The organism is Cellulomonas marina (assembly GCF_900111925.1).
GTDB classification, from domain to species: Bacteria; Actinomycetota; Actinomycetes; order Actinomycetales; family Cellulomonadaceae; genus Cellulomonas; species Cellulomonas marina.
Genome location: NZ_FOKA01000001.1, coordinates 154,077 through 175,927 on the forward strand (window position 1 = coordinate 154,077; position 21,851 = coordinate 175,927).

Here is a 21,851-nt window from a genome sequence, read left to right on the forward strand (position 1 = left end):
CGAGGGAGACCACCCGTGTCGGCACTGCGCGTCCTGTTCGTCGGCGGGAGCGGCACCATCAGCTCCGCCAGCACCCGTCTCGCCGTGGAGCGGGGGATCGAGCTGACGCTCCTCAACCGCGGCACCGGCCGGCGGCCCGTGCCCGAGGGGGTGGAGCAGCTCGTCGCCGACGTCCGCGACCCCGGGTCCGTCCGCGCGGCGCTCGGCGACCGCGAGTTCGACGCGGTCGTCGACTGGGTCGCCTTCACCCCCGAGCACGTCCGCACGGGGCTCGACCTGTTCGAGCACCGGACCGGCCAGTACGTGTTCATCAGCTCGGCGTCGGCGTACCAGACGCCCGCCGCGCGGCTGCCGATCCTGGAGTCGACGCCGCTGCGCAACCCGCACTGGCAGTACAGCCGGGACAAGATCGCGTGCGAGGACCTGCTCGTCGCCGCCTACCGTGATCGCGGGGCACCGGTGACGATCGTGCGGCCCTCCCACACCTACGACCGCACGTCCGTGCCCTTCGACGCGGGCTGGACGTTCGTCGAGCGGATGCGCGCCGGCAAGGAGGTCGTCGTGCACGGCGACGGGTCGAGCCTGTGGACGCTGACGCACCACGAGGACTTCGCGAAGGGCTTCGTGCCGCTGCTGGGGCACCCGAGGACGATCGGCGAGGCCTTCCACCTCACCTCCGACGACGTGCTCACCTGGGACCAGATCGCGCAGGCGCTGGCGCGGGCCGCGGGGTCCGAGGCGCGGATCGTGCACGTGCCGTCCGACGCCATCGCCGCGGTCGACGAGCAGTGGGGCGCCTCGCTCCTGGGCGACAAGACGCACTCGAGCGTGTTCGACAACAGCAAGGTCCGCTCGCTCGTGCCGGACTACGTCGCGACGATCCCCTTCGAGCAGGGGGCGCGGGAGATCGTCGCGTGGCACGACGAGGACGCCTCCCGTCGCACGGTCGACCCGCACCACGACCGGCTCATGGACGAGCTCGTCGAGCGGTTCCGCGTCGGCTGAGCGCGCCGGGTCGAGGCACGCCGGGCGCCGCCCGCCGCCCCGGCGTGCCCCCGTCCCCCTCCTAGGTGAACACTGTGCGAACACGCAGGCCGGCACAGCCCCCCGGAGGACGGCATGGACTGGATCCAGCAGACCCTGATCGACCCGGTCTCGACCGTCCTGTGGACGTACGTGCTCGTGTACGTGCTGCTGGGCGTCGGGCTCTACCTCGGCGTGCGGACGCGGTTCGTGCAGGTGCGCATGTTCGGCACGATGATGCGGGAGGTCGCCTCGTCGCGGTCCGGCTCCGCCGACGGCATCTCGTCGTTCCAGGCCTTCTGCGTCGGGCTCGCCTCCCGCGTGGGGACGGGCAACATCGCCGGGGTGGCGATCGCGCTGACGCTGGGCGGACCGGGCGCCATCTTCTGGATGTGGGTCGTGGCGCTCGTCGGCATGGCGACGGCGCTGGTGGAGGCGACGCTGGCGCAGATCTTCAAGGTGCCGGCCGGCGACGGCAGCTTCCGCGGCGGGCCGGCCTTCTACATCGAGCGCGGGCTGCGCTCCCGGCGCGGCGGCATCCTCTTCGCGGTCCTGCTCATCTTCACCTTCGGCATCGCGTTCAACATGGTCCAGGCCAACACGATCGCCGACGTGCTGGACGGCGGGCACGGGGTGGCACCCGCGCTGTCCGCGCTGGGGCTCATGGTGCTGACCGCGCCCGTGGTCTTCGGCGGGGTCCGACGCATCGCCCGCGTCGCCGAGGTCCTCCTGCCCGCGATGGCCCTGGCCTACGTCCTGCTCGCCCTCGTCATCATCGCCATGAACGTCACGGCGGTGGGCAGCGTGCTCGGCACGATCGTGCAGTCCGCGTTCGGGGTGGGCGAGGCGGCCGCGGGCATCACCGGGGGCGTGGCGGCCGCGCTGCTCAACGGCGCCCGGCGCGGCCTGTTCTCCAACGAGGCCGGCATGGGCAGCGCGCCCAACGCCGCCGCGACGGCGACCACCACCCACCCCGTCAAGCAGGGCCTCATCCAGTCGCTCGGGGTGTTCGTCGACACGATCGTCGTGTGCTCCGCGACCGCCTTCATCATCCTGTTCGCCGGGTCGGGCGTGTACGTGCCGGGGGAGACCACCGAGGGGGCCTCGCTCACGCAGGCCGCCGTCGTGGACCAGCTCGGGTCGGTGTTCACGCCGGTCATGACGGTGCTCGTGTTCGTCTTCGCGTTCTCCTCGGTGCTCGGCAACTACTCCTACGCCGAGGTGAACATGGGCTTCCTGCGGGCGCGGCCGGCGGTGCTCACCGTGTTCCGGGTCGTCGTGGTCGCCTGCGTCGGGTTCGGGGCGGTGGCGGACCTCGTGGCCGTGTGGGCGCTGGCGGACGTGGCCATGGGCCTGATGGCGCTGGTGAACCTCGTCGCCCTCGTGCTGCTGGCCCCGTGGGCGCTGGGGGCGCTGCGCGACTTCGAGCGCCAGCGCCGGGCGGGCCTGGACCCCGTGTTCCGCACGGACGCCAACCTCGACCTGCCGCGCGAGCTGCCGGACGGCGTCTGGGCGGCCCCCGCGGGCGCCGGCTCGCCCGAGCGCCAGCACCTGCCCACCTCCTGACGGCGCCCCCGTGGTGCGCGGGGGCGTCACCCGTGACCGCGCGGACGCGTGCGCCGGGTTGCTGTGGGCCTCCCCGTGCTCCGCACCCGGTTGGACCGGCGGGCGCGGGACCGCCCGTCCAGCGTGCGCCCGTGATCGACCTCGAGAGCCCCTCCGCGGTCTTCGCCGCCGCGGGCGCGGCGACGCTGGCCGCCGCCGTGCTGCCACGTGCGCTGCGCGGGCGGCCGTTGTCCATGCCCACGGTGATCGTCGCGGCGGGGGCCCTGGTGTTCGCCCTCCTCCCCGGGCTGCCGGACCCCGACCCCCTGGCGCACCCGCAGGTCGCCCTCCACCTCACGGGGGTGTGCGTGATCGTCTCGCTCATGGGCGCGGGGCTCGCGATCAACCGGCGGCCCACCCTGCGCGGCTGGGGCTCGACGTGGCGGCTCCTCGGCGTGACCATGCCGCTGACGATGCTCGCCGTCGGGCTGCTGGGTGGGACCCTGCTGGGGCTCGGTGCCGCCGCCGCCGTGCTCCTGGCGGCCGCGCTCGCGCCGACCGACCCCGTGCTCGCCACCGAGGTGCAGGTGAGCGAACCGGTCGACGAACCGGGTGTGGTCGACGACGAGGCCCGCTTCGCGCTGACCTCCGAGGCCGGCCTCAACGACGGCCTCGCCTTCCCGTTCACGTACGCCGCGATCGCCGTCAGCCTCGCGGGCGTCGCGCCCGGCGGCTGGCTGGCGGACTGGGTGCTGGTCGACGTGCTGTGGCGCCTGTCCGCCGAGGTCGTCGGCGGTCTCGTCGTCGGCTGGCTGCTCGGCCGGCTGTTCTTCTCCTCGTTCGGCGAGCGGACGCAGCTGACCGAGCACGCTCAGGGGTTCGTGGCGCTCGCCGCCACCTTCCTCACCTACGGGCTCGTCGAGCTGGTGGAGGGGTACGGGTTCGTGGCGGTCTTCGTCGCGGCGGTGACCCTGCGGGCGGCGGAGCGCGGGCACGAGTACCACCGGGTGCTGCACACCTTCGTCGAGCAGGTCGAGCGGCTGCTCACCGTCGCGGTCCTGCTGCTGCTCGGCGGAGCGCTGGCCCGCGGGGTCCTCGCCGGCATCACGTGGCGGGAGCCGCTGTTCGCGGCGGTGGTCCTGCTCCTGGTGCGGCCCCTCGCCGGGCTCGCCGGGCTCGCCGGGCTCGCCCGGGGCCGGACCGGACACCGGGAGCGCGGGGTGGTGGCGTTCTTCGGCGTGCGAGGCGTGGGATCGCCCGGGCGAGGTCGGGGGTCGGCGGGCCGGAGGAGGTCGCGACGACGCCGGTGTGACCGCGCGTCCGGCGCTCGGGCGGCCTCAGGCGGCGACGGGCTCCACGGGCCGCTCCCAGCCGCCGGTGCCGGTGGGGCGGAAGCCCATGCGCTCGAGGTACGTGGTGCCCGCGTGCGGGACGGCGTGCACCTCGAGCCGCCGGAGCCCGCGCTCGACGAACAGCCCCGACCGCCGGTACACGAACTCGCCCGGGGTGAAGTCGCGGAAGCGCGGCGTCACGTAGTCGACCTCGATGAGGCCGGTGCCGCCCCCGACGTCGCGGACCAGCACGACGCCGACGGTCTCGTCGCCGCGCACGACGAGGTGGGCCGAGCGCCCCGGGGCCGGGGCGAGGTCCACGCCGGGGTGGAACCGGCGCACGTCGTCGCCGTGCACGCGCAGGAGGTGGCCGAGCCAGGCGTCGTCGGCGTCCACGTCGAGGACCTCGTACGCGGCGGCGTCGTGCCGCTCCCGCTGCAGCCGCACGAGCCAGTAGACGTCGATGAGCGCGATCGCCCCGTTCATCGCGACGACGGGCCAGACGCCGATCGCCGCGTTGTACGCCGTGGCCAGGACCGCGCCCACGAGGTTCATCACGCGGAACCGCCACACGCCCGCGACCGTCAGGGACGCCACGACGAGGACGGTCCCCAGCCAGCCGATGACCTCGAGCACCGGCACAGGGTAGCGGCGGGTCCCGGCGTCAGGCGCCGTGCGGGACGACCCGGTTCCGCCCGGCGTGCTTGGCGCGGTACAGGGCCGCATCGGCGTCGGCGAGCAGCCGGGTCGCCTCGGCCGGCGTGCGGGCCGTCGCCGTGCCGATGCTCGCGGTCACCCCCGTGGGCGCCAGGGCGTCCGCCAGGGCGGCGGCCAGCGCCTCCGCGGTCCGGGCGGTGGCGCCTGCGTCCGCACCGGGCAGGACGAGCCCGAACTCGTCACCGCCGAGCCGCCCGGCCACGCGTCCCGACGGCCCGCCGTCGTCGGCGGCGACCCGCCCGAGCGTGCGCCCGACGGTCATCAGCACGGCGTCGCCGGCGGCGTGGCCGTGACCGTCGTTGACCGCCTTGAAGTGGTCGAGGTCCAGCAGGACGACCCCCAGCGGACGGTCCGGGTCGGTGCGTCCCTGCTCGACGGCGAGCCGCTCGTGGAACGTGCGGCGGTTCGCGCAGCCCGTCAGGTCGTCGCGCTGCGCCTGGTCGGCCACGCGGCGCAGGTAGGCGTAGCGGTTGCGCGAGGCCCACACCGCCACCCCGACCGCCCCCGCCGCGGCCAGGAGGTGCTCCAGCCCGTGCAGCCGTCCGGCGGGGGACGCGCCGATGAGCAGCGCGGCGTGCACCGCCAGCACGGGCGCCCCGGCCAGCGCGGTCCAGACGGGCGGGTACGCCGAGACGGCGTGCGTGAGCAGCACGTACCAGAACAGCACGAGCGGGCTGGCCAGCCCCCCGTCCCGCCACACCAGCCAGCCGACGAGCAGCATCCCGGCCACCTCCCAGGACACGAAGAAGGCCCAGCCGCGGGGGTGCTGCACGAGCCGGTCGACGGGCACGAGCAGCACCAGGCACGTGGCGGCGGGGACGACCACCAGCACCGCGAGCTGGGCGGCGTCGACCGTCTCGGGCCGGGCGAGCGAGCGCAGGCCGACGCCGGCGGCGACGAGGAACGTCAGGGCCACGCCCATCCGGGTGTGGCGTCGCCAGAACGTCGTCCACCCCGGCCCCCAGGCCGCCGCCATGCCCATGCCGGTCCTATCGGCGGACCCGGCCGCAGGTGCACGGGACCGCCCGACGTCACCCGCGTCCGGTCGCCCCCGTCCTCCGACCGGGTGACGCTGGGGGCATGCCCAACCGCCTGGCCGCGAGCACCAGCCCGTACCTGCTGCAGCACGCCGACAACCCGGTCGACTGGTGGGAGTGGGGCGACGAGGCCTTCGCCGAGGCGCGGCGACGCGACGTGCCGGTCCTCGTCTCCGTCGGGTACGCCGCCTGCCACTGGTGCCACGTCATGGCGCACGAGTCGTTCGAGGACGGGCGGACCGCGGCCTTCATGAACGAGCACTTCGTCAACGTCAAGGTCGACCGCGAGGAGCGGCCGGACGTCGACGCGGTGTACATGAGCGCCACGCAGGCGATGACGGGCCAGGGCGGGTGGCCCATGACGGTGCTCACCACGCCCGACGGGGTGCCCTTCTGGTGCGGCACCTACCTGCCGCCGGTGCCCGTGCAGGGCATGGCGTCCTTCCCGCAGGTGCTCGCGGCCGTCGCGGCCACCTGGGCGGAGCGGCGCGACGACGTCGTCGCGCAGGCCGGGCGCGTGCGGGACGCCCTCGCCGCGCCGGAGCCGCTCGTCGTGCCGCCGGGGACCGCGCTGGCGCCCGAGGGGTTGGCGCCTCTCGTCGGTGACACCGCCCGCACGTACGACGAGGCGCACGGCGGGTTCGGCGGGGCGCCGAAGTTCCCGCCGGCGATGCTGCTCGCATGGCTGCTGCGACACCACGGCCGCACCGGCGACGACGAGGCGCTGCGGCTGGCGGAGGGGACGCTGCGGGCCATGGCGCGCGGGGGGATCCACGACCAGCTCGGCGGCGGCTTCGCGCGGTACTCCGTCGACGCCGCCTGGGTGGTGCCGCACTTCGAGAAGATGCTGTCCGACAACGCGCTCCTGCTGCGCGTGTACGCGGACGCGTGGCGGCTGACGGGGGACCCGCTGTGGCGGCGGACGGTCGAGCGGACCGCCGACTTCCTGCTGGCCGAGCTGCGCACGCCCGAGGGCGGGTTCGCGGCGTCGCTCGACGCGGACAGCCCCGGGCCCGACGGCCACCCGCACGAGGGGGCCTTCTACGCCTGGTCGCGCGCCGAACTCGTCGCGGCGCTGGGCGAGACGGACGCGGCGTGGGCGGCGGACCTGCTCGTCGTGACGGCGGAGGGGACGTTCGAGCACGGGGCCTCGGTGCTCCAGCTGCCCGACGAGCCCGCCGGGCCCGACGACGCCGCGCGCTGGGACCGGGTGCGGGCGCGCCTGCTGGAGGTGCGGGCCGGCCGGGCGCGCCCGGCCCGGGACGACAAGGTCGTCGCCGCCTGGAACGGGCTCGCGGTCGCCGGGCTGGCGGACGCGGGGGCGCTGCTCGGGCGCCCGGACTGGGTGGACGCGGCGCGGGCGGCGGCGGACCTGCTGCTGCGGCTGCACGTGACGACCGGCGACGACGGGCGCGGCGTGCGCCTGACCCGTGCGTCGCGGGACGGGGTCGTCGGCGGTGCGCCGGGGGTGCTCGAGGACTACGCCGACCTGGCCGAGGGCCTGCTGGCGCTGCACGCGGCCACCGGGGAGGCGCGGTGGGTGGGCGCGGCGGGCGACCTGCTCGACGCGGTGCTCACCCGGTTCGCCGACGGCGCGGGCGGCTTCCACGACACGGGCGACGACGCGACCGACCCGGTGCTGGCGACGATCCGCCGACCGCGCGAGGTCGTCGACGGGCCGACGCCGTCCGGGCAGGCGGCCGCGGCCGGGGCGCTGCTGACCCTGGCCGCGCTGACGGGGTCCACGGCCCACCGGGTCGCCGCCGAGCGGGCCCTCGTCGAGCCGCTGCTGCTGGCCGAGCGCCACCCGCGCGCGGCCGGTTGGGCGCTGGCGGTGACGGAGGCGCTCGTCGACGGGCCGCGCGAGGTGGCCGTCGTCGGTCCGCCCGACGACCCCGCCACGCGCGCGCTGCTCGCCGCGGCACGGGCCGCGCGGGCGCCGGGTGTCGTGCTGGCGTGGGGGGACGGCGGCGACGGCGCCGACGCGGCGCCCGCCGTCCCGCTGCTCGCCGACCGGCCGCTCCTGGACGGCCGGCCCGCCGCCTACGTGTGCCGGGGCTTCGTCTGCGACCGCCCCACGACGGATCCGGCCGAGCTGACCGCGCAGCTCGCGCGCTGACAGCCGTCGGGCGCCGCGGTGGCCGCGGTCACCAGCCCCAGGAGCCCGGCACGCCCTTGAACGGCCCGACGACGTCCGCGGTGATCCACCCGCCGTAGAACCCTCCTGGCTGCGGCACGACGGTCTCGCCGTCGACGGTGCAGCGGTCGACCTGCCCGGCCATCACCGCCACCGCGCCCGCGATCACCTCGAAGCCGGGGCTGGTCTCGGGGTAGGACCAGGCGGCCCGCTCGGCGACGAGCCCGCCGCCGACCACGTCGTGGTAGCGCGCGCGGCCCTTCCACTCGCACACGGACGAGCCGGGGGCGTCGCGCAGCGCGCCGGGCACGAACGCCCCGACGGGCAGGTAGTACGTCGGCGGGTGGCCGGTCTCCAGCACGCGCCACGACCGGTCCGTGCGCGCGACGACGACGCCGCCGAGCTCGACCGTCAGCGGGCGGCGGCACTCCTCGACGCGCGGCGGGCGGGGGTAGTCCCAGACGGACTCCTGGCCGGGGCGGACGGGGTCGGGCGTGACGGGTGCGGGCACGCGCGCACCGTAGCCCCTGCCCGACCCGGGCCGCTGAGCGTGCGTCCGAGGCTGCCCGTGCGCCCCCGGGAGCGCCGTCGTAGCGTCGGTCGACCGCCCAGAGAACGGCGGAGCCCCCCACCGCCGTCCCGGGTGGTCCGGTCGTGCCGCCGGCCCCGCCGCCGTCGGGCACCGTCAGGAGAGCCATGACCCCGCCGACCCCTGCGTCCGAGGTGACCGACGCCCCGGACGTCACGGACCACGCCGTCCCGCCGGCCGCCTCCCGCGGCGCGCGCCACGACGTGGCCTCCGCCGTCGCGCAGGTCCTCGGGCCGGACGCGCACCTGCGGGACGCCCAGGAGGACGCCCTCGCGTCGATCGCGGACCGCGACACGCTCCTGGTCGCCCGGTCGGGCGCGGGCAAGACGGCGGTCTACGCGGTCGCGACCCTCGTCGCGGGACGGCTGACCGTCGTGGTGTCCCCGCTGGTGGCCCTGCAGCGCGACCAGGTCCGGGCGCTGGAGGAGGCGGGGCTGCGGGCGGCCTCGGTCAGCTCGGCGCTCACCCCGCGCCAGCAGAAGGACGCGCTGGCCGCGGCGGCGGCGGGCGAGCTGGACGTCGTGCTCCTGGCACCCGAGCAGCTCCAGAAGGAACGGGTCCTCGAGGTGCTCGAGGGCGCCGACGTGGGCCTCGTCGTCGTCGACGAGGCGCACTGCCTGTCGGAGTGGGGGCACGACTTCCGGCCGGACTACCTGCTGCTCGCGCCGGCGGTGCAGCGCATGGGGTCGCCGCGGGTGCTGGCGCTGACGGCGACCGCGTCGCCGCGCGTGCGCGAGGAGATCAGCGAGCGCCTGGGCATGTCCGACCCGTACGTGCTCGTGCACGACGCGGACCGCCCCAACATCTGGCTCGGCGCCCGGCCGACCGCCGAGGCCGACGACCGCGACCGCGCCGTCGTGGAGGAGGTGCTGGCGTCGCAGGGTGCGGGCATCGTCTACGCCCGCACCCGCTCGCACGTCGAGGCGCTGGCGGAGGTGCTCGAGCGCGAGGGGCGGCCGGCGCTCGTCTACCACGCGGGGTTGTCCGCGAAGCGGCGCTCGGAGGTCCAGGACGCCTTCCTCGGCGGCGACGCGGACCTCGTCGTCGCGACGAGCGCATTCGGCATGGGGGTCGACCGGCTCGACGTCCGCTGGGTCGTGCACGCCGGGCCGCCGCCGTCGCTGGACGCCTACTACCAGGAGGTCGGCCGGGCGGGGCGCGACGAGGAGCCGGCCCGGGCGATCGTCGTGCACCGGCCCGACGACTACGGGCTCAACCACTACCTGCGCGGCGGGGCCGGGCCGAAGCCCGCGACGCTGCGCGCGGTGCTGAAGGCGCTGCCGGCCGCGGACGCGGAGCCGGTCGACCGGCCGGCGCTTGTGGAGGCGTCGGGTCTCACCGACCGCACGGCGGGGCGGGCGCTGACGGTGCTGCTCCAGGTCGACGCGGCGCGGGCGGAGGGCGCCGGCTACGTGCGCACGGACGAGCGCGGGGTCGAGGCGGTGCTGCGGGCGGTCGCCGAGCACCACGAGCGCGCCGCGGAGCTGGAGCGCTCGCGGGTCGAGCTCGTGCGCACCTACACCGATACGACGGACTGCCGCCGGCGCCTGCTGCTCGAGCTGCTGGGCGAGGAGCACCCGCACCCCTGCGGCCGCTGCGACTCCTGCGACCGGGGGACCTCGGTGGAGGTCACGGAGGACGCCCGGGTGCACCCGGGGCAGCAGGTGGAGCACGACGAGTTCGGCACGGGCTCGGTGACCGTCGTCGAGGAGGACCGCATGACGGTCCTGTTCGACGAGCACGGGTACGTCACGCTCGACACGCGCCTGGCCCTCGACTCGGGGGTCCTGCGGGTCGCCTGAGCGCCCGCCCGGCGGCCGCCGCGCCGGCTCCGGCCGGGTCGGCCCGCGAGGTGGCGCGTCGGTGCGGCGTGGGTCGCGCTGCCCGGCGTGTCCGTGGCGACACGCCGGTCACCGGCGGGCGCCGGTGGCGTACACCGCACCGACGCGCCACCTGCCGGCGGGGGAGGGCGCGTGGCGTGCGCGGGAGAGGCGGGCGTCGTGTGCGGGTCCCGGCCGCTGGTCAGGACGGCCGCCGGTCAGGACGGCCGCCGGTCAGGACGGCCGCCGGTCAGGACACCCGCAGGCCCGTGATGTCCAGGGTCAGGTGGGCGACGCCGTCGCGGAGCTCCAGGGCGGTGAGACGGGCGCCCGGGGCGCGCTGGTCGATCGCGTGCTGGACCCGCACCGCGACGACGGGCTCCTCCTCGCCCCGCCGGACCTCGACGAGGTCGCCGAGCCCCCGCTGGCGCAGCACGCTCGTCGCGGTGCTGGTCAGCGAGTTGACGAGCACGTGCAGCGGGACGGCCCGTGCGCGCGACGTCACCGCGAAGGTCGCCGTGCCGTCGACGAGCCCGGTGTAGCGGACCACCACGTCGACCGGCCCCGCGAGCGCCGCCGCCCACCGCAGCGCCGACGACGCCTCCGGCATGCGGCTGAGGTCGACGCGGACCGCGACGCCGTCCGCCGTGGGCGCGAGGTCGACGACGAACGGCGGCACCCGGCCGGATCCGCGCGCGACGGCGAGGGCCTCGGTGAGGGGGAGCGTGAGCTGCACGGGGGACCTCCGGGGTCGGCGCGACGGGCAGCACCACCGTAGGCGTCGCCGCGTACCCCGGGGCCGCGTACGGGCCGGCGCCGGCCGGTACGGTGCCGACGTGAGGACCTCGCCGACGCCGCAGCCCGACGGCGGCACGGCTGCGCCGGCCGTGTCGACGGACCCTCCGGTGGGCGGGTTCGCCGCCGAGAAGGAGGCGTTCGCGCAGGCGGCGGCCTGGTTCGTCGCGGTGGTCGGGCGCGTCGGCGGCCGCTGGGAGTCGCCCGGGCTGGGGGAGTGGGACGTGCGCGCCCTCGTCGGGCACACGAGCCGCTCGCTGCTGACGGTCGAGGCCTACCTGGCCGCCCCCGCGCCGGCCGTCGAGGTGGACTCCGCGGCCGAGTACCTCGTGGCGACGAGCGCGATCGCCGCCGGGCCGGCCGTGAGCGAGCGCGGGCGCGCGGCGGGGGCGGCCCTGGGTGCGGGTCCGGCCGCGGAGGTGGCGGCGGTCGCGGCGCGGGTGGTGCCGCTGGTCGCGGCCTGCGACGGGTCGGAGCTGCTCACGACGATCGCCGGCGGGATGCGGCTGGCCGACTACCTGCCGACCCGGACGTTCGAGCTCGTCGTCCACACGGCCGACCTCGCGGCGGCGCTCGGGGTGGGCGCGGACGTGCCGCCGCTGCCCGCGGCGCACGCGCTGGCCCTCGTCGGGCAGGTGGCCGCCGCGACGGGGCGCGCCGCACCCCTGCTGCTCGCTGCGACGGGCCGTCGGCCGCTGCCCGCCGGGTACACGGTCCTGTGAGCGGCGTGCCGTCCGCGGGCCCCGCGCCGGTCCGTCCGTCGGCCGGGCGGCGTGCGCTCGCGCTCGTGCGGGCCGCGCACGCGCCGCCCGCGGCGGCGGTGACGCTGTTCGCCGGGGCCTACGCGGCGGGGGCGGCGGGCACGGGGGCGGCGCGCGCGGCGCTCGTCACGCTCGCCGTGCTGGCCGGGCAGCTCTCGGTCGGGTGGTCCAACGACTGGCTCGACGCCGGCCGGGACCGCGCGGTGGGGCGCCGGGACAAGCCCGTCGTCACGGGGGCCGTCACGCCGGGTGCCCTCCGGACGGCGGCGCTCGTCGCGCTCGTCGCGTGCGTGCCGCTGTCGCTGGCGCTCGGAGCGCGGGCCGCGCTCGCGCACGCCGTGTTCGTCGCCGCGGGATGGGTCTACAACCGGCCCCTCAAGGCCACCGTCGGGTCCTGGCTGCCGTACGCCGTCGCGTTCGGGATCCTGCCGTCGGTCGCGACGCTCGCGGTGCCGGGTCCGCCCGCCGGGCCGGGAGGCGCCTGGGCGCCCGTGTGGGCGACGGCCGGCGGCGCGCTGCTGGGCGTCGGGGCGCACCTGGCCAACGTCCTGCCCGACCTCGAGGACGACGCGGCGACCGGCGTGCGGGGGCTGCCGCACCGGCTGGGGCGGCGGGTCACGGCGGTGGGGGCGGCGCTCGTGCTGCTCGTCGCGGTGCTCGTCGTCGTCCTCGGGCCGCCCGGGAGCCCCGGGACGGCGGGGACGGCGGCGCTGGTCGGGGCGGCGGCGCTCGCCGGGTCCGCCGCCGTCGTCGCCCTGCGGCGGCCGTCCAGCCGGTTCCCCTTCAGCGCCGCCATGGCGGTGGCGACGCTCGTCGTCGTGCTGCTCGTCGCGACGGGCTGAGGGCCCGACGAGGCGTTCGCACCGACGGGGGGTCGCGTCGGGCGCGGCCGCGTGTGACGATCCCGATCATGTCACGGATCGTCGCGGTCGCACCGGTGCTGCCGCCGCACGCCTACCCGCAGGCGGAGATCACCGCCGAGATCGGCGGGCTCGTGACCACGGACCCGCGCCGGCTCGCGCTCCTGCGGCGCGTGCAGGCCTCGAGCGGCATCGACACCCGGCACCTGGTGCTGCCGCTGGAGAAGTACGCGGGGCTGTCGTCCTTCGGCGAGACGAACGACCTGTTCCTGCGCGAGGGCCTCGAGCTCGGCGCGCGGGCGGTCGAGGAGGCGCTGGACGCCGTCGGGCTGCGTCCGCGGGACGTCGACCACCTGTTCTTCACGACGGTCACCGGGGTGTCGGCGCCGTCGCTGGACGCGCTGCTCGTCGGGCGCCTGGGGCTGCGGCCGGACGTGCGGCGCGTGCCGAGCTTCGGGCTCGGGTGCGCCGGGGGGGCCGCGGGGCTCGCGCGCGTGCACGACCACCTCGTCGGGCACCCCGACGAGGTGGCGGTGCTGCTGTCGGTGGAGCTGTGCTCCCTCACGCTGCAGCAGGACGACGACTCCACGGCCAACCTCGTGGCGAGCGGGCTGTTCGGCGACGGGGCCGCCGCCGCGGTGCTCGTCGGCGACGCCCGGGCGGCGGCGCTGGGGCTCGACGGGCCCGCCGTCGTCGGGGCGCACAGCGTGCTGTACCCGGGGACCGAGGGCGACCTGGGGTGGCACGTGGGCGGGTCGGGGTTCCGGATCGTCCTGTCCGGGGAGATGGCGGAGACCGTCGCCGCGCACGCCGACGACGACGTCGCCGCCCTGCTCGCGCCGCTGGGCGTCACGGCCGCCGACGTGGCGCGCTGGGTGGTGCACCCGGGCGGGCCGCGCATCCTCGACGCCGTGCGGGACTCCGTGGGGCTCGACGAGGCGGAGGTCGCCACGAGCCGGGCGACGCTCGCGGCCGTCGGCAACCTCTCGTCGGCCGCCGTGCTGCACGTGCTGGCGCGCACGCTGGCGGGCCCGCCACCGCCGGCCGGGGCGCTCGGCGCGCTCGTCGCGTACGGTCCGGGCGTGAGCGCGGAGCTCCTGGCGCTGCGGTGGCCCGGGGGCGACGAGGACCGGTCGGGCCCGCACGACGCCCGGAACGACGGCCCGCACGACGGCCCGCACGACGACTCGCACGACGGAAGGACGGTCGCCGCGTGAGCAGCGTGCTGTGGTTCGACCTGCTGGTGCTCGGCACGGGCCTCGAGCGGCTGGCCGAGCTCGTCGTCTCGGCGCGCAACGCGCGGTGGTCCTTCGAGCGGGGCGGCGTCGAGTCCGGGCGCGGGCACTTCCCGCCGATGGTCGCGCTGCACACGGGGCTGCTGCTGGCCTGCGTGCTCGAGGTGCACCTGGCGGACCGGCCGTTCGTGCCGCCGCTGGCGTGGGCGGCGCTCGCGCTCGTGATCGCGAGCCAGGCGTTGCGCTGGTGGTGCATCGCGACGCTCGGGCCGCGGTGGAACACGCGCGTCATCGTCGTGCCCGGCCTGCCGCTCGTCTCCCGTGGGCCCTACCGCTGGATCCCGCACCCCAACTACGTCGCGGTGGTCGTCGAGGGCATCGCGCTGCCGCTCGTGCACACCGCCTGGGTGACGGCGCTGGTGTTCACCGTGCTGAACGCGGTGCTGCTGCTGCGGTTCCGGATCCCCGCCGAGGAGCGTGCGCTGGCCGCGGCGGTCGGGGCCACGAGGACGCCGTGACCGCCGGCGGCGCCGACGTCGACGTCCTCGTCGTCGGCGGGGGACCGGTGGGTCTGGCGGCCGCCGTCGAGGCGCGGACGGCCGGGCTGACGGCCCTCGTCGTCGAGCCACGGGGCACGCCGGTGGACAAGGCGTGCGGGGAGGGCCTCATGCCGGGAGCGGTCGACGCCCTGGCGCGGCTCGGCGTCGACCCGCCCGGGCGGCCGCTGGCCGGCATCGCCTACGTGCGCGGCGACCTGCGCGCGGAGCACCGGTTCCGCGGGCCGTCGGGACGCGGCGTGCGCCGGACGACCCTGCACGCGGCCCTCGCCGCCCGGGCGGCCGACATGGGCGTCGAGCGGAGCGACGGCCGGGTCACGGCCGTCGAGCAGGACGCGACGGGGGTCGTCGCCGCGGGGGTGCGGGCGCGGTGGCTGCTCGCCTGCGACGGGCTGCACTCCACCGTGCGGCGGCTGACGGGCCTGGAGGGGCCGGCCGCGTCGGGCCGGTCCCGCCGGAGCCGGCGGCGCTACGGCGTGCGCCGGCACTACCGCCGCGCGCCGTGGACCGACCTCGTCGAGGTGCACTGGGCCGACGACGTCGAGGCGTACGTGACGCCCGTCGCCGACGACCTCGTCGGCGTCGCGCTGCTCGGACCCGCGCCGCTCGACCTCGACCGCGCGCTCGCCGCGATGCCCGCGCTGGCCGGCCGGCTCGCCGGCGCCGAGGTCGACGGGCCGGACCGCGGGGCGGGGCCGCTGCGGCAGGGGACGCGGGCGCGCACGGCGGGGCGCGTGCTCCTCGTCGGGGACGCCTCCGGGTACGTCGACGCGCTGACGGGGGAGGGGCTGCGGCTGGGGTTCGCCCAGGCCGCCGCCGCGGTGGCGCACCTCGGCGACCCCGCCGGGTACGAGCGCGCCTGGGCCGCCGCGACGCGGGACTACCGGCTGCTCACGGGGACGCTCGTAGCGGTGGCGACGTCGCCGCTGCGGCCCGCGCTCGTGCCCGCGGCCGTGCGGCTGCCGCCGGTCTTCGCCGCGGCGGTGGAGCGGCTCGCGCGGTGACGCGTCCCGGGTCGCGGTCCCGCCGTGCGCGTCAGGCCTCGTCGGGCAGCGGGACCGGCCGGCCGAGCAGGTAGCCCTGCGCGTAGTCGCTGCCGACGGCGCGGGCGAGCGCGAGGTGCTCGGGCGTCTCGACCCCCTCGATGAGGCACCGCGCGCCGAGCGCCGACGTCATCGCCACCGTCGCCGCGAGGACGTCACGGCGGTGCTCGTCGGGCAGCGCCAGCAGGAAGCTGCGGTCCACCGTGACCACGTCCAGCGGCAGCCGCGCGAGGTGCGCCAGGTTGGACCAGCCCGTGCCGAAGTCGTCGACCGCCAGGCGCACCCCGAGCCCGCGCAGCTCCGCCAGGACGCCGGCCACGTCGACGGTGCCGGGCAGCAGCTCGGACTCCGTGAGCTCCAGCAGCAGGCGCGCGGGCGGCAGGCCCGTCTCGGCCGGCGCCTCCCGGACGGTGGCGACGAGGTCGCCGCGGACGAGCTGCTGCGCGCTGACGTTGACGCTGACGGCGGCGTCGTCCCGCCCGGCGGCCCCGCCGAAGCCCCGGGCCGCGGCCCGCACGGCCGTGCGCAGCACCCAGGCCCCCAGCTCGACCATGAGTCCGCCGGCCTGCACGGCGGGCAGGAACGCGCCCGGCGCCAGCAGCCCGCGCTCGGGGTGCTGCCACCGCACGAGCGCCTCGTGCCCCAGCACCTCGCCCGTCGCCGTGGCGACGATGGGCTGGTAGTGCAGGACGAACTGCTCGGCCGCGACCGCGTGCGGCAGGTCGAGCTCGAGGGCGTGGTCCTGCAGGATCTGCTGTCGGTGCGGCTCGGACAGCATCGCGTAGCCGCCGCGGCCCTGGCGCCTGGCGGCGTGCAGGGCCATGTCGACGTCGCGCAGGAGCGTGGGCACGTCCTCCTCGCCCGCGCTGGTGACGACGCCGATGCTGCACCGCACGTGCAGGGTGCGGCCGTCCACGCGGACCGGTCGCGCGAGCGCGTCACGCAGCCGGGCGTCGACGACGCGCCACTCGACCTCGTCGCCGCAGCCCTCGAGCAGGAGCACGAACTCGTCGCCGCCGATGCGCGCGACGCAGTCCTCGCCGCGCACGACGTCGCCCAGGCGTTGCCCGACGACGCGCAGCAGCCCGTCCCCGACGAGGTGCCCAAGGTGTCGTTGACCGCCTTGAACCCGTCGAGGTCGAGGAAGGCGACCGTGAACGCCTCGTCGTGCCGCCGCGCGCGGGCCAGGGCGTGCTCGAGGCGGTCCTGCAGCAGGGCGCGGTTGGGCAGCCCGGTGAGGGCGTCGTGCGTGGGGCGTGCAGGAGCTGCTGCTCCTCCGACCGCGCGGACGTGACGTCGCGGAAGGCGCACAGGACGCGGTCCTGGCCGAGCGGGACCAGCACGTTCTCGAACACGCCCCGCCAGCCGGCGGCGGAGTCGGCGTGCACCAGGAGGGTCTGCTGCCGGCCGGACGTCACGGTGGCGACGAGCGCGTCCCACAGGCCCGACGGTCCCCTCGGCGTCGCGCACGGCGCCGAAGACCGACATGCCGACCGGGCTCACGTCGAAGGCGGCCTCCACCGCGTCGCGCTGCCCACGCTCGTCGTCCGCCTCGTCGCGCGCAGGTCCCCCGGCCCCCAGGACGGCGGCGCGCCGGCCCGGTCTCTCGCGCCCGCCCTCGGACGGCGTGGCCAGATCGTGGCAGCCGTTCGGCCGTCGCACCAGCCCCGTACCTGTCGGCATGCCTGCCGGGGCGGGGGACGGGCTGCCAGGATGGGTGCCCACGACGGGCCGGACGAGGAGGTCGCGGTGGACGGGACGGCAGCGGGGGCAGGGGCCGGCGGGGGAGCGGGCGGCGGCGTGGTGCGGCGGCGCGTCGTCGCCTCGGGGCTCGTGCAGGGCGTGGGCTTCCGGTGGTCGACGGCGCGCGAGGCCGAGCGGCTCGCGCTGGCCGGGTGGGTGCGCAACCGCCCGGACGGCTCCGTCGAGGCGTCGATCGAGGGCGACGGGCGTGCCGTGCAGCAGATGCTCGCGTGGCTGCGGACCGGGCCGCCCGGCGCCCGGGTCGACGACCTGCGGGTGGAGGACGACGAGGAGCAGGGCGTCACCGGGTTCGTCGTGCAGGGCTGACGCACGTGGGCCGGCAGGGCCCCCTCGCGGCGGGCGGGATGCACGGCCGGGGGGCGCGTGCGAGCGTGAGGGCGTCAGGGCACGACGACGGGAGGTCCCATGCGCGCGGGTGAGGTGCTGCAGGACGGGTTCGGGCGGGTGCTGCCGCTGCTGCGGGCGGCGGTGGACGGGCTGTCCGACGAGGAGCTGGTGCACCGGCCGGACCCGGCGGCGAACACCGTCGCGTGGCTGGTCTGGCACGCCGCGCGCGTCCAGGACGCGCAGGTGGCGCCGCTGGCCGGCACGCAGGAGGTGTGGACGTCGGCGGGCTGGGCCGAGCGGTTCGGGCTGGACCTGCCCGCGGACGACACGGGGTACGGGCACGGGCCGGAGGAGGTCGGGCGCGTGCACGCGCCGGCGGACCTGCTGGTCGGCTACGCGGAGGAGGTCGCGCGCGCGACGGCCGCGTACCTCGAGCGGCTGGAGGACGACGACCTGGACGTCGTCGTGGACGAGGACGGGGACCCGCCGGTGACGCTGGGCGTCCGCCTCGTGAGCGTGCTGGGCGACGACCTCGAGCACGCGGGGCAGGCGGCGTACCTGCGCGGGCTGCTCGAGCGGGCACGGGAGGCCTGACGCCGGGGCGCCTGACCGCGCGAGCCTGACGTCGGGCCTCGACGACGGCCGGCCGGCACCGCTGCACGCGGTGCCGGCCGGCCCTCGTCGAGCGGTGTGCCGCAGGTCAGGCGGGCTGCTCGGAGCGGTCGCCGGACCAGTCGGTGTGGAACGTGCCCTCGACGTCCACGCGGCGGTAGGTGTGCGCGCCGAAGAAGTCGCGCTGCGCCTGGATGAGCGCGGCCGGGAGGCGCTCGGCCCGCACGCCGTCGTAGTAGGCGAGCGAGGACGCGAAGGCCGGCGTCGGGACGCCGTGCAGGGCGGCGGCGGCGACGATGCGGCGCCAGGCCGCGACGCCGTCGGCGACCGCGGCGGTGAAGTACGGGTCGGCGAGCAGCAGCGGCAGGCCGCGGTCGCGCTCGTACGCCTCCGTGATGCGGTTGAGGAAGCGCGCGCGGATGATGCACCCGCCGCGCCAGATGCGGGCCATCGCGCCGCGGTCGATGTCCCAGCCGTACTCGGCGGACGCGGCGGCGATCTGGTCGAAGCCCTGCGAGTAGGCGACGACCTTGGAGGCGTAGAGGGCCTTGCGGACGTCGTCGACGAAGGCGTCGCGGTCCGGCACCTCCCACGGCTGCGTGTCGGCCGGCAGCGTGCCGACGGCGGCGGCGCGCTGCGGGGCGCCGCCGGACAGGGCCCGGGCGAAGGTGGCCTCCGCGATGCCGGTGATGGGCACGCCGAGGTCGAGGCCGTTCTGCACGGTCCAGCGGCCGGTGCCCTTCTGCTCGGCGGCGTCGGCGATGACGTCGACGAAGGCACCACCGGTGCGCGCGTCCGTGTGGTGCAGGACGTCGGCGGTGATCTCGATGAGGAAGGACTCGAGGTCGCCGGTGTTCCACTCGGCGAAGACGTCGCCGATCTCCTGCGCGGAGGCACCGAGTCCCTGCCGCAGCAGGTCGTAGGCCTCGGCGATGAGCTGCATGTCGGCGTACTCGATGCCGTTGTGCACCATCTTCACGAAGTGGCCGGCGCCGCCAGGCCCGACGTGCGTGCAGCAGGGCACGCCGTCGACCTTCGCGGAGATCGCCTCGAGGATCGGGCCGAGCGAGGCGTAGGCCTCGGTGGTGCCACCGGGCATGATCGACGGGCCGAGCAGGGCGCCCTCCTCGCCGCCGGACACCCCGGTCCCGACGAAGTGCAGGCCGCGCGCGGACAGGTCCTTCTCGCGCCGGATCGTGTCGGGGAAGTGGGCGTTGCCGGCGTCGATGACGATGTCGCCCTCCTCCAGCAGGGGCACGAGCTCGTCGATGACCGCGTCCGTCGGGGCGCCGGCCTTCACCATGATGACGACCTTGCGGGGCCGCGCCAGGCTGGCGACGAAGTCCGCCATGGACTCCGAGCCGATGAACGTGCCCTCGTCGCCGTGGTCCGCGACGAGGGAGTGCATCTTCGCCGCGGAGCGGTTGTGGACGGCGGTGACGAAGCCGTGCCGGGCGAAGTTGCGCGCCAGGTTGCGGCCCATGACGGCGAGGCCCGTGACGCCGATCTCGGCGGTGCCGGCCCCGGCGCCGGTGCCGCTCGCGGTCGCCGCCGCCGTCTCCGCCGCCGTCCCCGTGCCCGACGCCGCCTGCGTGCCCGTCTGCGTGCTCATGCCTGTGCTGCCTCTCCGGTGGTCCCTCGTCGGGCCGCGCCGCTGCGGGCGCGCGCCGGACGGCCGGGAGCCGGTGCTCCCGGACGGGCCCATCCTGCCCCTCGACGAGGGGCGCGCGGGCGGACGACCGCCTGACGGGCGACGGGGCCCGGACCGGTGGCGGTCCGGGCCCCGTCGTGCGACGTCGCCCGCCGTGCGGGGGCGGGTCAGGAGGGGTTGAACGTGTCCGGGTCGGGACCGGTGCGCTCGTCGCGGTTGAGCGCCGACAGGGCGCCCATCCACGTCTCGTCGAGCTCGAAGTCGAAGAGCGCGAAGTTCTCCTCGACGCGGCTGCGCGTGACGGACTTGGGGAAGACGATGTCACCCCGCTGCACGTGCCAGCGCAGGACGACCTGGGCCGGCGTGCGGCCGGTCTCCCGCGCGATGCGCTCGACGACCGGGTCGTCGAGCACCGTGCCCTGCGCGATGGGGGACCAGGCCTCGGTGGCGATCTGGTGCTCGGCGCCGAACGCGCGCACCGACTCGTTCGTCAGGTAGGGGTGGACCTCGATCTGGTTGACCGCCGGGCGCACCGTGGTCCCGTCGAAGAGGCGGTTGAGGTGGTGCACCTGGAAGTTCGACACGCCGATCGCCCGCGCGCGGCCGGAGGCGTAGATCTCCTCCATCGCCTTCCACGTCTCGACGAAGTCCCCGATGCCCGGCAGCGGCCAGTGCACGAGGAACAGGTCGACCTGCTCCAGCCCGAGCGTCTCGAGCGTGCCGTCGAACGCCTTCAGCGCGTCCTCGGGGTCGTGGGCACCGTTGTTGAGCTTGCTGGTGATGAAGACCTCGTCGCGGGGCAGGCCGGAGTCGCGCACCGCCTCACCGACGCCCGCCTCGTTGCGGTACATCTGCGCGGTGTCGACGTGGCGGTACCCGACCTCGAACGCGGTGAGGACCGCGTCGCGGGTCTTGGCGGGGTCGACCTGGAAGACGCCGAAGCCGAGCTGCGGGATCTCGACGCCGTTGTTGAGCAGGATCGTGGGGACGTTGCCGGGCTGGTCGCCCATGGGGCATCTCCTCCGGGGTAGGACGGGTGGGTGGTGGCGTGGCCGTCGACGTCCACCTTGCGCCCGGTGCAGCAGGTGCGCCCGCCGGGGCGGGCGCACGCGGCGGGCGTGGTGCGGGTCAGGGAAGCAGGAGGCGCCGGGCGGCGGTCGTCAGCGCCTCGCCGACGCGGTCCAGCGCGGGCGAGCGCAGCTTCCACTGCTGCCAGTGCAGGGTCACGTCGACGAAGGCGTCGGGGTCCAGGACGACGAGGTGGCCGGCGGCCTCGTCGTCCGCGCGGTGCAGGTCGGGCAGCATGCCCCAGCCGAGACCGAGGCGGACCGCCGACCGGAACTCCGCCGATGAGGGCACCTGGTGCGTGGGCGGGTCCGCGTCCTCGCCGCCCGGGAGCCGGCTACGCAGCCAGCGGTGCTGCAGGTCGTCCTTGGCGTCGAAGACGACCACCGGCGCCCGCGCCAGCGCGGCGGGCGTCGGTCCGTCCGGGAACCACCGGCGGGCGGCACGGGGTGCGACCATCGGTCGGTACCGCATGGTGCCGAGCCGCGTGACGGAGCAGCCCGGCAACGGGTCCGGGTCCGTGGTCACGGCGGCGACGACGGTGCCGTCGCGCAGCAGCGCCGTGGTGTGCTCCTCGTCGTCGCGGTGCAGCTCGAGGCACACCTCGTCGGCCAGGGGAGCGAGCGCCGGCAGCGCCCAGGTCGCGAGGGAGTCGGCGTTGACGGCGAGGGCGAGGGTCGGCGGCCGCGGCGTCAGGACGCCGTCGTCGCCCGTGATCGCGGTGCCGAGGGCGACGAGGGTGTCGTCGGCGAGGAGCTCGATCTGCCGGGCGAGCCGCAGGACCACCTCGCCCGACGGCGTCGGCCGGACCGGGCGGCTCCGCACGAGGAGCACCCGCCCCGTGGCGACCTCGAGGGCGCGCAGCCGCTGGCTCACGGCCGACGGCGTCAGGTGCAGGAGGCGGGCGGCACCGTCGAGGCTGCCCGTCGACACCGCCGCGTTGAGCGCCCGCAGCTGCGCCAGGTCGAGGTCCACGACAGCG

General features: G+C 76.8%; 19 protein-coding genes and 2 pseudogenes. 12 read left to right on the plus strand and 9 right to left on the minus strand.

What is annotated here, in order from left to right:
* Positions 1 to 15 precede the first annotated feature (15 nt).
* The 3 genes and pseudogenes from BM048_RS00665 to BM048_RS00675 form a co-directional block, all read left to right on the plus strand.
* Positions 16 to 1,005: an SDR family oxidoreductase gene (locus BM048_RS00665; RefSeq protein WP_090029832.1), complete on the plus strand. Its 990-nt coding sequence runs from the start codon at positions 16 to 18 to the stop codon at positions 1,003 to 1,005.
* A gap of 114 nt (positions 1,006 to 1,119) precedes the next feature.
* Positions 1,120 to 2,589, plus strand: coding sequence for an alanine/glycine:cation symporter family protein (locus BM048_RS00670; protein WP_090029834.1), 1,470 nt, complete (start codon positions 1,120 to 1,122; stop codon positions 2,587 to 2,589).
* 233 nt (positions 2,590 to 2,822) lie between these two features.
* Positions 2,823 to 3,824: pseudogene (locus tag BM048_RS00675) on the plus strand (cation:proton antiporter domain-containing protein); the annotation flags it as partial.
* An 81-nt stretch (positions 3,825 to 3,905) separates the two neighbouring features.
* Here BM048_RS00675 and BM048_RS00680 read toward each other — a convergent pair.
* Complete coding sequence (locus BM048_RS00680) at positions 3,906 to 4,535, minus strand: hypothetical protein (RefSeq protein ID WP_308439487.1); 630 nt, start codon at positions 4,533 to 4,535, stop codon at positions 3,906 to 3,908.
* A 28-nt stretch (positions 4,536 to 4,563) separates the two neighbouring features.
* Positions 4,564 to 5,598: a GGDEF domain-containing protein gene (locus tag BM048_RS00685; RefSeq protein ID WP_090029837.1), complete on the minus strand. Its 1,035-nt coding sequence runs from the start codon at positions 5,596 to 5,598 to the stop codon at positions 4,564 to 4,566.
* A 98-nt stretch (positions 5,599 to 5,696) separates the two neighbouring features.
* On the opposite strand from BM048_RS00685, the gene BM048_RS00690 reads away from it, so the two are divergent.
* On the plus strand, positions 5,697 to 7,772 hold the full coding sequence (locus BM048_RS00690; RefSeq protein ID WP_090029839.1) for a thioredoxin domain-containing protein: 2,076 nt from the start codon (positions 5,697 to 5,699) through the stop codon (positions 7,770 to 7,772).
* Positions 7,773 to 7,800: 28 nt separating this feature from the next.
* On the opposite strand, the gene BM048_RS00695 is transcribed toward BM048_RS00690, so the two are convergent.
* Positions 7,801 to 8,301 (minus strand): DUF427 domain-containing protein, encoded by a 501-nt coding sequence (locus tag BM048_RS00695; protein ID WP_090029840.1) that lies wholly within the window; start codon positions 8,299 to 8,301, stop codon positions 7,801 to 7,803.
* A gap of 185 nt (positions 8,302 to 8,486) precedes the next feature.
* On the opposite strand from BM048_RS00695, the gene BM048_RS00700 reads away from it, so the two are divergent.
* Positions 8,487 to 10,181, plus strand: coding sequence for a RecQ family ATP-dependent DNA helicase (locus BM048_RS00700; RefSeq protein WP_090029842.1), 1,695 nt, complete (start codon positions 8,487 to 8,489; stop codon positions 10,179 to 10,181).
* Between the two features lie 268 nt (positions 10,182 to 10,449).
* On the opposite strand, the gene BM048_RS00705 is transcribed toward BM048_RS00700, so the two are convergent.
* Entirely contained in the window at positions 10,450 to 10,935 is a 486-nt protein-coding gene (locus BM048_RS00705) for a hypothetical protein (protein WP_239078699.1), read from the minus strand.
* Between the two features lie 100 nt (positions 10,936 to 11,035).
* On the opposite strand from BM048_RS00705, the gene BM048_RS00710 reads away from it, so the two are divergent.
* From BM048_RS00710 to BM048_RS00730, 5 genes are all read left to right on the plus strand, one after another.
* Positions 11,036 to 11,716, plus strand: a complete 681-nt coding sequence (locus BM048_RS00710) for a maleylpyruvate isomerase N-terminal domain-containing protein (protein WP_239078700.1) — start codon at positions 11,036 to 11,038, stop codon at positions 11,714 to 11,716.
* Entirely contained in the window at positions 11,713 to 12,597 is an 885-nt protein-coding gene (locus BM048_RS00715; protein WP_308439488.1) for a UbiA family prenyltransferase, read from the plus strand. The genes BM048_RS00710 and BM048_RS00715 overlap by 4 nt, the downstream gene beginning before the upstream one ends.
* A 68-nt stretch (positions 12,598 to 12,665) precedes the next feature.
* A complete protein-coding gene (locus BM048_RS00720; protein ID WP_090030392.1) occupies positions 12,666 to 13,832 on the plus strand; it encodes a type III polyketide synthase in 1,167 nt (388 codons plus the stop codon).
* Positions 13,829 to 14,368, plus strand: a complete 540-nt coding sequence (locus tag BM048_RS00725) for an isoprenylcysteine carboxyl methyltransferase family protein (protein ID WP_373308400.1) — start codon at positions 13,829 to 13,831, stop codon at positions 14,366 to 14,368. The genes BM048_RS00720 and BM048_RS00725 overlap by 4 nt, the downstream gene beginning before the upstream one ends.
* Complete coding sequence (locus BM048_RS00730; protein WP_090029847.1) at positions 14,365 to 15,411, plus strand: NAD(P)/FAD-dependent oxidoreductase; 1,047 nt, start codon at positions 14,365 to 14,367, stop codon at positions 15,409 to 15,411. Before BM048_RS00725 ends, BM048_RS00730 begins: the two co-directional genes overlap by 4 nt.
* Positions 15,412 to 15,442: 31 nt before the next feature.
* On the opposite strand, the gene BM048_RS00735 is transcribed toward BM048_RS00730, so the two are convergent.
* Both BM048_RS00735 and BM048_RS19105 read right to left on the minus strand, forming a co-directional pair.
* Positions 15,443 to 16,273, minus strand: a complete 831-nt coding sequence (locus BM048_RS00735) for an EAL domain-containing protein (protein ID WP_373308402.1) — start codon at positions 16,271 to 16,273, stop codon at positions 15,443 to 15,445.
* 12 nt (positions 16,274 to 16,285) lie between these two features.
* Positions 16,286 to 17,133: pseudogene (locus tag BM048_RS19105) on the minus strand (diguanylate cyclase domain-containing protein); the annotation flags it as partial.
* A gap of 30 nt (positions 17,134 to 17,163) precedes the next feature.
* On the opposite strand from BM048_RS19105, the gene BM048_RS00745 reads away from it, so the two are divergent.
* Entirely contained in the window at positions 17,164 to 17,520 is a 357-nt protein-coding gene (locus BM048_RS00745) for an acylphosphatase (protein ID WP_090029850.1), read from the plus strand.
* Between the two features lie 99 nt (positions 17,521 to 17,619).
* Entirely contained in the window at positions 17,620 to 18,135 is a 516-nt protein-coding gene (locus BM048_RS00750) for a mycothiol transferase (protein ID WP_090029851.1), read from the plus strand.
* 106 nt (positions 18,136 to 18,241) lie between these two features.
* On the opposite strand, the gene gndA is transcribed toward BM048_RS00750, so the two are convergent.
* From gndA to BM048_RS00770, 3 genes are all read right to left on the minus strand, one after another.
* Positions 18,242 to 19,636 carry an NADP-dependent phosphogluconate dehydrogenase gene (gene gndA, locus BM048_RS00755; RefSeq protein WP_239078711.1) on the minus strand — a complete coding sequence of 465 codons (1,395 nt, stop codon included), beginning with the start codon at positions 19,634 to 19,636 and terminating at the stop codon, positions 18,242 to 18,244.
* A 335-nt stretch (positions 19,637 to 19,971) separates the two neighbouring features.
* On the minus strand, positions 19,972 to 20,814 hold the full coding sequence (locus BM048_RS00765; protein ID WP_090029856.1) for an aldo/keto reductase: 843 nt from the start codon (positions 20,812 to 20,814) through the stop codon (positions 19,972 to 19,974).
* 118 nt (positions 20,815 to 20,932) lie between these two features.
* On the minus strand, positions 20,933 to 21,844 hold the full coding sequence (locus tag BM048_RS00770; RefSeq protein WP_090029858.1) for a LysR family transcriptional regulator ArgP: 912 nt from the start codon (positions 21,842 to 21,844) through the stop codon (positions 20,933 to 20,935).
* Positions 21,845 to 21,851: the final 7 nt, after the last annotated feature.

Excerpts from the sequence above, each read along its gene's own strand:
- BM048_RS00750 (WP_090029851.1), top strand. The coding sequence starts at position 17,620 with ATGCGCGCGGGTGAGGTGCTGCAGGACGGGTTCGGGCGGGTGCTGCCG.
- BM048_RS00765 (WP_090029856.1), bottom strand. The coding sequence starts at position 20,814 with ATGGGCGACCAGCCCGGCAACGTCCCCACGATCCTGCTCAACAACGGC.
- BM048_RS00745 (WP_090029850.1), top strand. The coding sequence starts at position 17,164 with ATGGGTGCCCACGACGGGCCGGACGAGGAGGTCGCGGTGGACGGGACG.
- BM048_RS00700 (WP_090029842.1), top strand. The coding sequence starts at position 8,487 with ATGACCCCGCCGACCCCTGCGTCCGAGGTGACCGACGCCCCGGACGTC.
- BM048_RS00720 (WP_090030392.1), top strand. The coding sequence starts at position 12,666 with ATGTCACGGATCGTCGCGGTCGCACCGGTGCTGCCGCCGCACGCCTAC.
- BM048_RS00685 (WP_090029837.1), bottom strand. The coding sequence starts at position 5,598 with ATGGGCATGGCGGCGGCCTGGGGGCCGGGGTGGACGACGTTCTGGCGA.
- BM048_RS00670 (WP_090029834.1), top strand. The coding sequence starts at position 1,120 with ATGGACTGGATCCAGCAGACCCTGATCGACCCGGTCTCGACCGTCCTG.
- gndA (WP_239078711.1), bottom strand. The coding sequence starts at position 19,636 with ATGGGCCGCAACCTGGCGCGCAACTTCGCCCGGCACGGCTTCGTCACC.
- BM048_RS00735 (WP_373308402.1), bottom strand. The coding sequence starts at position 16,273 with ATGGCCCTGCACGCCGCCAGGCGCCAGGGCCGCGGCGGCTACGCGATG.
- BM048_RS00690 (WP_090029839.1), top strand. The coding sequence starts at position 5,697 with ATGCCCAACCGCCTGGCCGCGAGCACCAGCCCGTACCTGCTGCAGCAC.